This window comes from Aquiluna sp. KACHI24 (assembly GCF_025997915.1).
GTDB lineage: Bacteria > Actinomycetota > Actinomycetes > Actinomycetales > Microbacteriaceae > Aquiluna.
In genome coordinates this window covers 785166-798260 of sequence record NZ_AP026677.1, presented here as the reverse complement: position 1 = coordinate 798260, position 13095 = coordinate 785166, and the positions used below count along the sequence as shown (strand labels likewise).

Sequence of the window (13095 nt, the reverse complement as noted above, 5' to 3'; positions counted from 1 at the left end):
CTGTGTAACCAAAAGCCTAGGGCGTATTGGTTGCCAAATTCTCCCGAGATAATTAGTTATGTTCACAATCCTGCAAGCATCTGGTCAATCGCCAGAAAACTCCATGCTGCTTGCAGAGATTGGCGCGGCACTTTTGGTGCTGGGTATCGTGGCCTTCATTGCCAACAAGCTCAAGTTTTCGGTCGTTCCGCTATACCTGCTAATCGGGTTAGCAATCGGAGAGGGTGGGGTAGTCCCGCTGTCACTCAGCGAAGAGTTCTTGAACACCGGTGCTCAAATAGGCGCAATCATGCTGCTTCTTCTTCTGGGGCTCGAGTATTCCGCCTACGACCTTGCCAAGGCTTTTCAAGATCGAAAGAGTGCCGGTCTTATCGACTTTGTTGCGAACGCCACCCCTGGATTTGTATTGGGTTGGTTGTTGGGTTGGGGGCTCGGGGGAGCCCTCGCGCTCGCCGGTATCACCTATGTTTCATCATCGGGTATTGCTGCCCAGCTGATCAAAGAAATGGGCTGGCGGCGCTCTGAGGTTTCTAAACGCGCAATCGGGGTTTTGGTTTTTGAGGACCTAGCACTTGCTCCTTATCTACCGCTTTTGACCTCAATCGTTTTGGGTGTGTCGGCAGTATCTGGAATCATCTCCGTTTCGCTAGCTCTTGCAATCACAGGTTTGGTGATTCTGGTCAGCTTCAGAGGCACTGCGAAGTGGAGCAAGATTCTTGATCCAAATGAGCCCGGTGGTTTGCTCCTCACGGTATTTGGTGCTGCGCTGTTAGCGGCAGGATTGGCCGACCTCGTTGGCTTTTCGGGCGTCGTAGCAGCGTTCTTGATCGGACTGCTGCTAACCGGTGAGGTGGCAGAAACGGCACGTGCGAGATTGAGCCCGATCCGCGACATCTTCTCGGCCATCTTCTTCTTATTCTTTGGAATCACTACAGATCCAGCAGATCTACCTGCGGTATTTCCTCTTGCATTACTGCTGACCGCACTTGGTATTGCCGGAAAATACCTGGTGGGCTGGTGGGTCACCCGAGATCTGAGCGATCCCATGAGCGCGTGGCGGGCAACTGGTTTTCTGATTGCCCGTGGCGAGTTCTCGATGGTGATTGCAGCGCTGGCGGCCCCCATAGTTTTGGGCATTCAGCTTCAGGCGTTGACTTTGGCCTACGTAATCATGACCGCCTTTGCGGCATCCGTGGTGCTGCGCTTTTCTAGGAGTCAACTTGACCGTCGCTAGAAAATTACTTTTGCTTGCAGCTTTGCTAAGCCTTATCCACGTCGGCTTTGCAGTCTTGAGCTTCAATTCGGGTTTGATTCAGGAACCAGTTCCGGTGCACTGGGGGATAAGTCTGCAACCTGACAGGTTTGTCTCGTTCGAACAGCACTTATGGGAGATGTCATTTCTGCAACTCGGTTCGCTCGGGCTTTTGACCTTTGCAGCCTTCACTAAGCGCCGCTTGCTTTCGGGTCTATTGACCCTGTCCGGCATTGGGATTTTTATCATTCTGAATGTCGTGGCCTGGGCAGTGACTCTCATTCAAATCAGTGGCGGAACCCAGGGTTTTCCTGTCTTTCTGCTGCTTCTGATTCTGGTGATTCCGATTTCCGTGTTGGCCTTAGTTTTACGCGCTCCCACCATCGTCATCGATGACCTACTTCGGATTAAATACGGCGCAATAAGTTTCCTAACTCTCGACTTTTCAGAGATTGAACAAACCGAGATTGTTGAACTCAGAGCGAGGGAATTCGGCGGCTTAGGAATTCGTTATTCAAAAAACAAGCTCGCCTTCATCCCTCGCGCTGGCAAGGCAATCTCGCTGAAACTGAAATCTGGGGAGTCGGTTTTGGTTTACTCTCAACAACCAGAGATTTTGCACACCATCATTCAAAGCAAGTTGGAGAAGTCATGAGGATTCACATCGCCACCGATCACGCCGGCATGGAGCTGAGTGCTTTCCTGGTCAGCGAGCTCACTGCACTTGGACACGAGCTGATTGATCATGGGCCAAAGGTGTATGACGCACTGGATGATTACCCAGGCTTCTGCATAGCGGCTGCTCAAGCAGTGGTTGCCGATCAAAGCAATGGCATCGAGGCACTTGGCATTGTGCTGGGTGGAAGCGGAAATGGCGAGCAGATCGCTGCTAACAAGGTCCAAGGAATTCGTGCGGCACTGATTTGGAACCCTGAGACTGCAGCGCTTGCTAGGGATCACAATGACGCCAACGTCTGCGCCCTGGGGGCAAGGCAGCACAGCCAGGTCGAAGTTTTGGAACTTGCAAAGATATTCATCGCCGGCAAGTTCTCACACGACGAGCGTCACGTGCGTCGAATTTCCAAGATTGCCAGCTACGAGCAAACCGGCCAGGTTATCTACTAAATGCCTGAGGGCCATACCGTTCATCGCACAGCGGGGGAGTTTCGAAAGAAATTTCAAGGGCGCGAAGTCGCTGTTACCTCACCGCAGGGCAGGTTCACCGACTCGGTCTTGATTGACCAAACCAAACTTTTGTCGGCCTCAGCTTGGGGTAAGCAGCTATTCCTGGAGTTCGAGTCAGCAACTTTGCGCATTCACCTTGGCATCTACGGCAAATGGCGCTTTGAATCCCATGAGGGTGAACTTCCAGAACCTCGCGGTCAAGTCAGGGCCCGATTTGCAAACACCGATTACTTTGCGGATTTACGTGGGCCCACAGCCTGTGAGCTGGTTGATGCAGATCAACTTGCCGATGTGAAGTCGAAGCTTGGTCCAGATCCGCTCCGTCCTGACCCAAAGGGTGAGGAACTCGAAAGATTTGTGAACCGGGTGGCAAAATCCACATCTCCAATTGGGCAGCTCCTGATGAACCAAAATGTCCTAGCTGGCGTGGGCAATGTCTATCGGGCAGAGCTGTTGTTTAGGGCCAGGATCAACCCGCACAGACCAGGTAAGGCGCTCACGAGAGAGCAGATAGCTGGCATTTGGTTTGATGCAGTAGCGCTGATGCCGCTTGGTGTGAAGACAGGTTTGATGCTCACCCGCGAGGGTTTTTTGAAGGGCAGGCCAAAGAAGGATGTGCGCTATTACGTCTATAAGCGTGAGGGGTTACCTTGCCGTGAATGCGGATCGAGCGTGGTTATTGAGCTCATGGCGACTAGGAAGTTGTACTACTGCGCGCACTGTCAAAAGTGATTTGGAGCGAGTGACGGGAATCGAACCCGCGTAATCAGTTTGGAAGACTGAGGCTCTACCATTGAGCTACACTCGCGACGTCGTTTAGACATGGAACATTCTATGGGGTAGAGTGTTGGAGTTTTCGACCTTAGGGTTGAAAAAACCTCCGGGATGTAGCGCAACTTGGTAGCGCACCTGTTTTGGGTACAGGGGGTTGCAGGTTCAAATCCTGTCATCCCGACCAGTAACCGAGTAGTCCACCTATCTCATGGAGAAACGTTGAAAACTAACGTAGAAAAGCTCAACCCAACGCGCGTCAAGCTCACCATCACTGTTGAGCCAGCCGACTTCAAGCCAGCCCTAGAAGTCGCCTACAAGACCGTCTCTGAGCAGGTGAACATCCCAGGTTTCCGCAAGGGCAAGGTGCCAGCTGCTGTGCTAGACCAGCGCGTGGGCAAAGACATGATCATCGCTCAGGCCATCAACGACGGCATGGATGACTTCTACCGCCAGGCCCTGGCTGCGGAGAAGCTGGTTCCATTGGCAACTCCTCAGGCAGATGTGCTGCAGGCGCCTTCAGCTGCCGAGCCAGACAAGGAGCTCAAGATTGAGCTCGAGGTCGAGGTTCGCCCAGAGTTCAAGCTCCCTGACTACAAGGGTATGAAGGTCAAGGTTGATTCGCTCAAGGTTGCAAAGCTTGACATCGACACCGAGCTAGACGCGCTTCGCGCTCGCTTCGGCACTCTAAAGACCGTCGAGCGTCCAGCTCAAAACGGTGACTTCACCTCTATCGACCTAAGCGCAGTCATCGATGGCAAGACCATCGACACTGCGAAGGACATCTCCTATGAGATCGGTTCCGGTCAGCTCCTAGAAGGTATTGATGAGGCCCTTGAGACCCTCACAGCCGGTGAGAGCACCACCTTCCGCTCCAAGTTGGTAGGTGGGGAGCTTGCAGGTCAAGAGGCTGAGGTTTCCGTGACTTTGAACGCCGTCAAGGAGCGTGAGCTACCAAAGGCCGACGACGAGTTTGCTCAGCTGGCTTCGGAGTTCGACACCATTGCCGAGCTCAAGGCAGACATCGAGAAGAAGCTCGAGGTGAACCTTGCTCGCAAGCAGATTCTGCAGGCTCGCGACATCATGATTGATGAGCTTCTAGAGAAGGCCAAGATTCCAGTTTCCGAAGAGGCTGTAAAGCGTGAGGTTGAGAGCCACCTTGAAGGAGAGGGTCGTCAGGCTGACGACGTTCACCGCAAGGAGGTTACCGAGGAGACCGAGAAGAACTTCCGCACTCAGCTGCTACTTGATGCAGTCGTTGAGGCCGAGGGAATCAAGGTTGAGGACCAAGAGCTCATCGAGTACTTGGCCTTTACCTCTCGCAACTACGGCATGGACCCTAATGAGTTCATCAAGCAGGTCGCCAACGCGGGTCAGGTCCCAGCATTTGTTGGTGAGCTAGCTCGCCGCAAAGCGGTAGACGCTCTGATCGCTGCAGCTGACATCGTTGACTCCAAGGGAAACAAGGTTTCGGCCGAGGCGAACAACTAACGCCTAGGGCGAACATAGCCTCTGGTTTTCATTCCCCTGACTATCTTTATCTCAGATAGCTAAGGAGCACCCTTATGTCCATGCCTCAAATGGAGCGAAATGGCGTTTTTGATCGCCTGCTAAAAGACCGCATCGTCTGGCTCGGTAGTGAAGTTCGTGACGAGAACGCAAACGAGATTTGCGCAAAGATCTTGCTGTTGGCAGCCGAGGACGCAGAGAAAGATATCTTCCTCTACATCAACTCCCCGGGTGGCTCGATAACCGCAGGCATGGCAATCTACGACACCATGCAGTACGTCCCAAATGACATTGTCACCGTGGGCATAGGCATGTGTGCCTCGATGGGCCAGTTCTTGCTTTCCTCCGGTGCTAAGGGCAAGCGCTATGCCACCCCGAACACCCGAGTGCTCTTGCACCAGCCGCACGGTGGCTTCGGTGGTACCGCCAGCGACATTCAGACTCAGGCAGAGCTGATCATGTCAATGAAGCACCAGCTAGCTTCGATCACTGCAAAGCAGACCGGGAAGACCATCGAGCAGATTATGCAAGACGGAGACCGCGATCGCTGGTTCACCGCTCAAGAGGCACTGGAGTACGGTTTCATCGATCACATTCAAGAGTTTGCAAATCGCTCCACTGGCGTAGGAAAGGCTGACTAATGAGCTATCTAGAATCTCAATCCGGCCGCATTCAATTGCCACAGGCGCGATATATTCTGCCTGAGTTCGAAGAGCGCACCAGCTACGGTTTCAAGCGCCACAACCCATACACCAAGCTTTTCGAGGATCGCATCGTGTTTCTAGGTGTCCAGGTTGATGACGCATCGGCAGATGACATCATGGCTCAGCTTCTGGTACTTGAATCCCAGGACCCAGATCGCGACATCACGATGTACATCAACTCCCCAGGCGGTTCCTTCACTGCACTGACTGCCATTTACGACACCATGCAGTACATCAAGCCTCAGATCCAGACTGTTTGTCTTGGGCAGGCCGCATCCGCCGCAGCCGTGTTGCTAGCAGCTGGAGCTAAGGGGAAGCGTCTGGCTCTGCCGAACGCTCGTGTCCTTATTCACCAGCCATCAACTGGAGACGCCGGACGTGGTCAAGCATCCGACATCGAGATTCAGGCTCGTGAAATCATGCGCATGCGTGAGTGGCTTGAGGAGACGCTGGCTAAGCACTCCGGCAAGTCAGTCGAGAAGGTTAACAAGGACATCGATCGCGACAAGATTTTGACCGCACAGGATGCTTTGGAGTACGGCCTAATCGACCAGGTGTTGACTAGCCGCAAGGCCTAATTCCGCCACGCCTAAGCGAAAAAGTCTGCTGCTAGATATAGGGTTTTGGCATGACCTTGTCGGAGACCTCTGAGCTTTTGAAATGCACTTTCTGCGGAAAGAGCCAAAAGCAGGTAAGAAAGCTCATCGCCGGACCCTCGGTCTACATCTGCGATGAGTGCATCGAGCTCTGCAATGAAATCATCGAAGAGGAGCTCGGTAACGCAATTGCGACCGAGGCTGAGAGCATCGATCTTCCTAACCCCAAGGAGATCAAGGCGTTTCTAGATGAGTACGTAATTGGTCAAGATGGCGCTAAGAAGCAGCTATCTGTTGCGGTCTACAACCACTACAAGCGAATTCGAGCTCAAGGCACCCTCACCAGGTCAGGCAAGAGTCACGATGACATCGAGATTGCCAAATCCAACATTTTGATGATTGGCCCTACCGGATGCGGAAAAACCTATCTCGCTCAGACCTTGGCCAAGCGTTTGAATGTGCCATTTGCCGTGGCAGATGCGACCGCACTTACCGAAGCTGGTTATGTTGGCGAAGATGTTGAGAACATCCTGCTGAAGCTTTTGCAGGCCGCAGACTTTGATCCTAAGCGTGCTGAGACCGGCATCATTTACATCGACGAGATTGACAAGATCTCTCGCAAAGCCGAGAACCCCTCAATCACTAGAGACGTCTCCGGTGAGGGTGTTCAGCAAGCCTTATTGAAGATTCTTGAGGGAACCGTTGCATCTGTGCCACCCCAGGGTGGCAGAAAGCATCCACAGCAGGAGTTCATCCAGATTGACACCACCAACGTGCTCTTTATCGTGGCTGGAGCGTTTGCGGGTCTAGAGACCATCGTGGGGGAGCGCACCGGTAAGAAGGGTATTGGGTTCGGTTCACCCTTGAAGGAGAAAACCGACTCCAGCAATGTCTTCAAGCAGGTGCAGCCTGAGGATCTTCGCAAGTTTGGTTTGATTCCGGAGTTTATTGGCCGACTTCCGGTGATCGCCACCGTGGAGGAACTGGACAAGACCGCGCTGGTTTCAATTCTCACCGAACCAAAGAACGCGCTAATTAAGCAGTATCAGCGAATGTTTGAAATTGACGGTTTTGAACTTGAGTTTGAACCAGAGGCCATCGAGCTCATCGCCGACCAGGCTCTGGAGCGCGAGACCGGAGCTCGAGGTTTGAGGGCGATTCTTGAAGAAGTTCTTGGCCCAATCATGTTTGAGCTTCCTGGCTCTGAGGAGCAGGGAAGAGTCGTTATCACTGCCGAAATTGTCCGCACCAAGCAGATGCCAGAAGTTTTGCCGCTAAAGCAACGACTTCGCGACAAGAGCGCTTAGGACTAAAAATCAGCTCCCAGCGCATAGCTCCGTACCTGGCCGGAACCGTTGCCTCCACAACGGGATCGGTTGCTACCTTCGGAGTAGCTATTGCAGGCCTCACCGCGATGGGCGCAACTCAAAGTCAAACCGCCACAGCACTAGCCGTGTTGCTGGTTGGCTACGGAGTGCTTTCAATCTTCCTGTCGGTTTGGCTGAAAAAGCCGGTCAGCGTGGTTTGGTCCACCCCGGGAGCCGCTTTCCTAGCCTCGTCCAGTGCGCTGGGAGTGAGCTTCGATCAGGCGGTTGGTGCGTTCGTAGTCGCGAGCCTTTTGATAGTTCTAACCGGGGTCTGGCCCTGGCTTGGGAGAGTGGTTGGTCTAATTCCTCCGCAGATATCGGCTGCGATGCTTGCCGGTGTGATCTTTCCGTTCGTGATTGCAACCGTTCATGCTGGCGTGGATTTTCCTATTCTGATCATCCCCGTGCTTTTGGTTTGGTTTGTACTAAACCGATTTGCTGCGGTTTGGGCTTCGCCAATAGCAATCTCGTTGGGATTTCTGCTGATTGGCTTTAGCCCCGAGGTCGGAGACCTTGGTTCTATTGTCTTTTGGCCTGAACTTGAAATCGTCACCCCGGCATTCGATGCGACTGTCATGATCGCAATCGGAGTGCCTCTCTACCTGGTGACGATGGCATCGCAGAATCTACCTGGCCTGGCCATCATGCAGTCGCTGGGATTTCCACTGCCGGTCCGAAGAGTTTTCCTCACAACTGGGCTGGGCTCTGCGGTCACCGCGTTTTTCGGCGGGTTTGGTCTGAATCTCGCTGCGATTACTGCGGCCCTGAATGCAGACACAGGGGCGGCCAAGGACCCTTCCCGTCGCTGGATAGCATCGAGCTGGGGAGGTGTGGTTTACATCCTGTTCGCGATCTTCGCAGCTCCATTCGCCGCATTCGTGCTAGCTGTCCCAAGAGAGCTGCTTCTGGCACTAGCCGGCATCGCGTTAGTGAACACCTTCTCCGGAGCTTTGAAGACCGCAATCTCTGACGACAGCATGCGACTAGCTGGCGCGGTCACTTTCCTCACCGGAGCGGCCGGCATTGCCATCCTCGGCGTGGGTGGAGCTTTTTGGGCCCTGGTATTCGGTGTCCTGGTCTGGCTCTTACAAAAGACCGCGGCGGCGAAGTAGCGGCTCGATCTTTGGCTCTCGGCCGAGTAGTTCTTTGACCAAGGTCATGGAATCCTTCGAGCCTCCACGTGATAGCAGTCCCTTTGAGAACTTCTCTCCGTTTGCACGAGTTAGACCACCATTCTCCTTGAACCAGTTCACTGACTCGGCATCCAAAATCTCTGACCAGATGTAGCCGTAATAGCCGGCTGAGTAGCCACCGGCGAAGATGTGAGCAAAGTAATTGGTGCGGTACCTGGTTGGTACTGGGGAGTAGGTGAGTCCGTATTCCTCGATCGCCTCTGCCTCAAACTTCACCAAGTCGTCTGGAGTGCTCTCCTGGGAGTGAAGCGCAAGGTCAAGAATTGCTGCCTGGAGGTAGTGGGTGGTTTCAAAGCCCTGGTTGAATCCCTCCGCAGCGGTCAGCTTGGCGACCCAATCCAGCGAGAGCTTCTCTCCGGTCTCCACGTGGACTGCGTAGTTCTCCAGCACCTCTGGCCAAAGCATCCACATCTCGTTTACCTGAGATGGGAATTCAACGAAGTCACGCTCCACCGAGGTTCCAGAGAACCTCGCATAGGTCACATTCGAAAGCAGGCCGTGAAGGGTGTGGCCGAACTCGTGAAATAGGGTGTTGACCTCATCAAGGGTCATCAATGCAGGATCACCATCGGCAGGCTTTGGAATGTTCATGTTGTTGACCACAACCGGCAATTTGCCGAGTAGGTGAGACTGATCAACAAGGTTGTTCATCCATGCGCCACCGCGCTTGGACGGTCTTGCGAATGGGTCAAATAGATACAGACCGCACTTTGATCCATCCTCGTAGTCAACCTGGTAAATCCAGTTCTCGGGGTGGTAGCCGGTGAGGTCATCGCGTCGCGTGAACTTCAGACCGTATAGTCTGCCTGCTGCAAAAAAGACTCCGTCCTCGAGAACGCGGCGAACTTCAAAGTAGGGTTTGAGGACACTGGTGTCGATGCTGTACTGCTTGGTTCTAAGCTGCTCGGTGTAGCGGGACCAGTCCCAAGCAGCTAGCTCACCGGTGGTCTCCTGATTCATGAGCTCCTGCAATAGCGCACCCTCACGCTGGGCGTTAGCCTTCGCAGCTGGCGCTATCTTGCGCAGCACGCTGTGAACATTTGCTCCAGATCCAGCCGTTTGTTGTGCGGTGACATAGTCAACGTAGTTTGAGTATCCGAAGAGCTTTGCTTTCTCGCGCCTTAGGTCGAGAAGCTGTATGACAACATCAGAAGTGTCATTCTGATTTCCACGGGAACCTCTTGACAGGGTTGCCTTCAGGATTTCCTCACGCAGGCTGCGATCTTCGAGGTTGGCAAGGAGCGGGTGACCGGAATAGTTCAAAAGCGGTATGACATAGCCATCTAGCTTTCTGTCCTCAGCCGCCTTTTTGCAGGAGGCTATTTCAGCTTCGCTGAGGCCCTTGAGTCTTGATGCGTCCGGTAGATGGATAGCCAGGTCGTTACTGTCTGCCAGTAGGCGCTTGTCGAACTCAACCTCAAGTCCTGAGATGGCTTCGTTGATCTCGCCAACACGAGCGCGCTGCTCGGCAGTTAGCTCAGCGCCTGCAAATTTGAAGTCCTTGTAGTAGCGAGTCAGCAGCCAGTCACTTTCGGCGTCAAGACCAAGCTCCTCGCGCTTTGCGACCAATTTCTGGATGCGCTCAAAAAGGGCAGGGTTTAGTCGGATCGAGTCGATGTGTGCAGCAATCTTCGGAGCAATTTCTGCATCGATTGCCTGCAGAGTGTCATTGGTGTCGCTAGAGGTCTTGTTGTAAAAGACCATCAGCATCGAGTTCAGTAGGTCTCCGGCCTTCTCCATAGCCACAATGGTGTTTTCGAAGCTGACTTCTAGTTGAGCCAAGATTGCGGCAATTTCGGCATTGTGAGTCGCGACAGCGTGCTCGAAAGCGGGGAGGTAGTGCTCGTCTTTGAGAAGTGCAAAGTTAGGTAGCTCGTACTCCAGTGGAGAAACGCTAAGTAGAGGATTAGTCATTGCACCAGCTTAATCGGCTGGAGCGAACTCAACCTTCGTTAGCTCAAGGGGACCCTCGCCCAGCTTTAGCTGGGTAATCTTTCCAACCGCCATCAGGTCCGAGCGAAGCTTTGATAGCTCTGCAGGGCCGTTCAGTTCAGCACTCAGAATTTCAGCCTTCATCGATAGCTTTGCGTCAGATTTTGTCTTGCGAACCAGAATCAACGCCTCGGAGGCGAGCGCATACAGTTCGGCACCCGAGAAGTTATCCAGCTCTGCTTCGGTTGGCCAGCTGGCTCGGTGAATCGAACCCTGCTGCCACCAGCTCCATACTTCTTCAGTTGCGTATGGGATAAAGGGTGCGAGTAGTCGCACGATGATTCCCAATGCCTGGCGCAGTGCGAGAACCGCGCTACCGACCTGCTCGGGGGTGAAGTCTCCCTGTCCATAAGCGCGCTCTTTGACAAGCTCTACGTAATCATCTGCAAAGGTCCAGAAGAAGGTCTCGGTGGTTTCAAGAGCCTTGGTGTGGTCGTAATCCTCGAAGGCCTTGGTTGCAACCGCAATCTGGTGCTTGAGCGCTGCGAGCATTGCCCTATCAACCGGCTCGGTGACCTCTGAGACACCTGCAGGAAGCTCGAAAGTTAGCGCGAACCTGGCTGCGTTCAGCACCTTGATTGCCAGTCGACGACCGATCTTCATCTGACCCTCGTCAAATGCCGCATCGGTGCCAAGACGAGCGGAAGCAGCCCAGTACCTAACCGCATCAGAGCCGTGAGTTTCGAGCAACTCGTTTGGTACTACGACATTTCCCTTGGATTTCGACATCTTCTTGCGGTCCGGATCCAAGATCCAGCCCGATATAGCCGCATTCTTCCAGGGTAGTTCGCCGTGTTCAAGCTCACTTCTAAGCAGGGTGGAGAACAACCAGGTTCGAATGATGTCCTGACCCTGTGGGCGCAGATCAAACGGGAAAACTTCTTTGAAAAGCTCGGGATTCTCAATCCAACCACCCGCTAACTGTGGCGTGAGCGAGGAGGTTGCCCAGGTGTCCATGATGTCGTGTTCACCGATGAATCCGCCGGGGATGCCGCGCTGGGACTCTTCGTATCCAACAGGGACATCGGTTGATGGGTCTACTGGTAGAGAATCGAAGCTTGGGGTGATTACGTTGTCGAAATCAGGATTTCCGTCTGCATCGAGCGGATACCAAACCGGAATTGGAACACCAAAATAGCGCTGGCGAGAAATCAGCCAGTCTCCATTCAGGCCGTTGATCCAGTTCTCCAGTCTGACTCTCATGAAGTCAGGGTGGAAACCGAGGTCCTTGCCAAGCGCAATCAATCGCTCCGCGAGGTCTTTGTCTCGGCCGCCGTTTTTGATGTACCACTGACGGGTGGAAACGATTTCGAGTGGCTTGTCACCCTTTTCGAAGAACTTCACCGGGTGAGTGATGGGCTTTGGATCTCCAGCCAGGGCCCCGAGTTCTTTCAGCTTGCCGATAATCAGCTCTTTGGCGCTGAAGACCGTCTTGCCCTTGAGTTCCTCGTAGAACTCTGCAGCCTTGGATTGTGCGATGACATCTGGGGTGCTAGAGATTATTCGACCGTCAAAACCAATGATTGCGCGGTTAGGTAGATCAAGTTCACGCCACCAAATCACGTCAGTGACATCACCAAAGGTACAGATCATCGCGATGCCTGAGCCCTTGTCCTTCTGGGCTAGGCGATGGGCAACGATCGGCACCTCGACGCCAAAGATTGGAGTCTTGGCAGTCTGGCCGAACAGTGGTTGATAACGCTCATCATCTGGATGAGCTACAAGGGCGACACACGCTGGGATGAGTTCAGGTCTGGTGGTCTCGATGAAAATCGGACCGCTGGGGCCATCAAACTGCACGCGGTGATACGCGCCTGGCTGTTCGCGATCTTCGAGCTCCGCCTGCGCTACAGCGGTCCTAAAGGTGACATCCCAGAGGGTTGGTGCCATGGACTGGTAAGCCTCACCGCGAGAGAGGTTGTTCAGGAAAGCCTGCTGCGAGACCCGTTGAGCCTCCTTTGAAATAGTGCGGTAGGTCTTGGACCAATCCACCGAGAGACCTAGGTCGCGCCAGAGGTTCTCGAAGGCTTTTTCATCTTCTTCGGTCAGTCGTTCACAAAGCTCGATGAAATTTCTTCGCGAAATTGGAAGCTGGTCCGCTGCCTTCGAGCTCTTGTTATCGCCACCCTCTTGTGGTGGGGTGAAGTTTGGTTGGTATGGAAGTGCTGGATCGCAGCGAACCCCGTAATAGTTCTGAACGCGGCGCTCAGTCGGAAGACCGTTGTCATCCCAGCCCATTGGGTAGAAGACTTTGTAGCCACACATTCTCTTGTAGCGAGCCACCACATCGGTGTGGGTGTATGAAAATACGTGACCCACGTGGAGCGAGCCGGATGCGGTTGGTGGTGGGGTGTCGATTGAATAGACCTCCCCATCGCCCGCGTAGGAGTAAACCCCCTCGGTCTCCCAGCTCGGGACCCATTTCCGTTCTAGGCCATCGACCGTAGCCTTCTCGGGTACGGTGGCAGAGCGTGTTGGATCTGGAAGAATTTGCGTCACTTGGGTAACTCCGGGGCTCAAAACTTC

At 53.8% G+C, this 13095-nt stretch carries 11 protein-coding genes and 2 tRNA genes; 10 read left to right on the top strand and 3 right to left on the bottom strand.

Going from position 1 to position 13095, the window contains the following annotated elements; genetic code table 11:
- Positions 1–58 precede the first annotated feature (58 nt).
- The 4 genes from OO713_RS04060 to OO713_RS04045 are packed head-to-tail and all read left to right on the top strand — an operon-like array spanning position 59 to position 3169.
- On the top strand, positions 59–1234 hold the full coding sequence (locus OO713_RS04060; protein WP_264784818.1) for a cation:proton antiporter: 1176 nt from the start codon (positions 59–61) through the stop codon (positions 1232–1234).
- Positions 1221–1907 carry a hypothetical protein gene (locus OO713_RS04055; RefSeq protein ID WP_264784817.1) on the top strand — a complete coding sequence of 229 codons (687 nt, stop codon included), beginning with the start codon at positions 1221–1223 and terminating at the stop codon, positions 1905–1907. Before OO713_RS04060 ends, OO713_RS04055 begins: the two co-directional genes overlap by 14 nt.
- Entirely contained in the window at positions 1904–2377 is a 474-nt protein-coding gene (locus OO713_RS04050; RefSeq protein WP_264784816.1) for a ribose-5-phosphate isomerase, read from the top strand. Before OO713_RS04055 ends, OO713_RS04050 begins: the two co-directional genes overlap by 4 nt.
- Positions 2378–3169: a DNA-formamidopyrimidine glycosylase family protein gene (locus tag OO713_RS04045; protein WP_264784815.1), complete on the top strand. Its 792-nt coding sequence runs from the start codon at positions 2378–2380 to the stop codon at positions 3167–3169.
- A 2-nt stretch (positions 3170–3171) separates the two neighbouring features.
- Here OO713_RS04045 and OO713_RS04040 read toward each other — a convergent pair.
- Positions 3172–3245: transfer RNA gene (locus tag OO713_RS04040), tRNA-Gly, on the bottom strand.
- Between the two features lie 73 nt (positions 3246–3318).
- Between OO713_RS04040 and OO713_RS04035 the strand changes: the two genes are divergently transcribed.
- The 6 genes from OO713_RS04035 (at position 3319) to OO713_RS04010 (ending at position 8496) form a co-directional block, all read left to right on the top strand.
- Positions 3319–3395, top strand: a tRNA-Pro gene (locus OO713_RS04035).
- Positions 3396–3430: 35 nt separating this feature from the next.
- Positions 3431–4699: a trigger factor gene (gene tig, locus OO713_RS04030; protein WP_264784814.1), complete on the top strand. Its 1269-nt coding sequence runs from the start codon at positions 3431–3433 to the stop codon at positions 4697–4699.
- A 74-nt stretch (positions 4700–4773) separates the two neighbouring features.
- Positions 4774–5358 (top strand): ATP-dependent Clp protease proteolytic subunit, encoded by a 585-nt coding sequence (locus tag OO713_RS04025; RefSeq protein WP_264784813.1) that lies wholly within the window; start codon positions 4774–4776, stop codon positions 5356–5358.
- The gene (locus OO713_RS04020) at positions 5358–5999 is read left to right on the top strand and encodes an ATP-dependent Clp protease proteolytic subunit (protein ID WP_264784812.1); all 642 of its coding nucleotides are present in this window, start codon (positions 5358–5360) and stop codon (positions 5997–5999) included. The genes OO713_RS04025 and OO713_RS04020 overlap by 1 nt, the downstream gene beginning before the upstream one ends.
- Positions 6000–6049: 50 nt before the next feature.
- Positions 6050–7324 carry an ATP-dependent Clp protease ATP-binding subunit ClpX gene (clpX, locus tag OO713_RS04015; RefSeq protein WP_264784811.1) on the top strand — a complete coding sequence of 425 codons (1275 nt, stop codon included), beginning with the start codon at positions 6050–6052 and terminating at the stop codon, positions 7322–7324.
- 8 nt (positions 7325–7332) lie between these two features.
- Positions 7333–8496, top strand: a complete 1164-nt coding sequence (locus OO713_RS04010) for a benzoate/H(+) symporter BenE family transporter (protein ID WP_346659312.1) — start codon at positions 7333–7335, stop codon at positions 8494–8496.
- On the opposite strand, the gene OO713_RS04005 is transcribed toward OO713_RS04010, so the two are convergent.
- Positions 8470–10491 carry a M3 family metallopeptidase gene (locus OO713_RS04005; protein ID WP_264784810.1) on the bottom strand — a complete coding sequence of 674 codons (2022 nt, stop codon included), beginning with the start codon at positions 10489–10491 and terminating at the stop codon, positions 8470–8472. The genes OO713_RS04010 and OO713_RS04005 overlap by 27 nt on opposite strands.
- 9 nt (positions 10492–10500) lie before the next feature.
- Entirely contained in the window at positions 10501–13068 is a 2568-nt protein-coding gene (gene valS / locus OO713_RS04000) for a valine--tRNA ligase (protein ID WP_264784809.1), read from the bottom strand.
- Positions 13069–13095 lie beyond the last annotated feature (27 nt).

What these genes read in the sequence shown, in the direction of transcription:
- OO713_RS04045 (WP_264784815.1), top strand. Translation starts at nt 2,378, where the DNA reads ATGCCTGAGGGCCATACCGTTCATCGCACAGCGGGGGAGTTTCGAAAG.
- OO713_RS04060 (WP_264784818.1), top strand. Translation starts at nt 59, where the DNA reads ATGTTCACAATCCTGCAAGCATCTGGTCAATCGCCAGAAAACTCCATG.
- OO713_RS04020 (WP_264784812.1), top strand. Translation starts at nt 5,358, where the DNA reads ATGAGCTATCTAGAATCTCAATCCGGCCGCATTCAATTGCCACAGGCG.
- OO713_RS04005 (WP_264784810.1), bottom strand. Translation starts at nt 10,491, where the DNA reads ATGACTAATCCTCTACTTAGCGTTTCTCCACTGGAGTACGAGCTACCT.
- OO713_RS04025 (WP_264784813.1), top strand. Translation starts at nt 4,774, where the DNA reads ATGTCCATGCCTCAAATGGAGCGAAATGGCGTTTTTGATCGCCTGCTA.
- clpX (WP_264784811.1), top strand. Translation starts at nt 6,050, where the DNA reads ATGACCTTGTCGGAGACCTCTGAGCTTTTGAAATGCACTTTCTGCGGA.
- OO713_RS04050 (WP_264784816.1), top strand. Translation starts at nt 1,904, where the DNA reads ATGAGGATTCACATCGCCACCGATCACGCCGGCATGGAGCTGAGTGCT.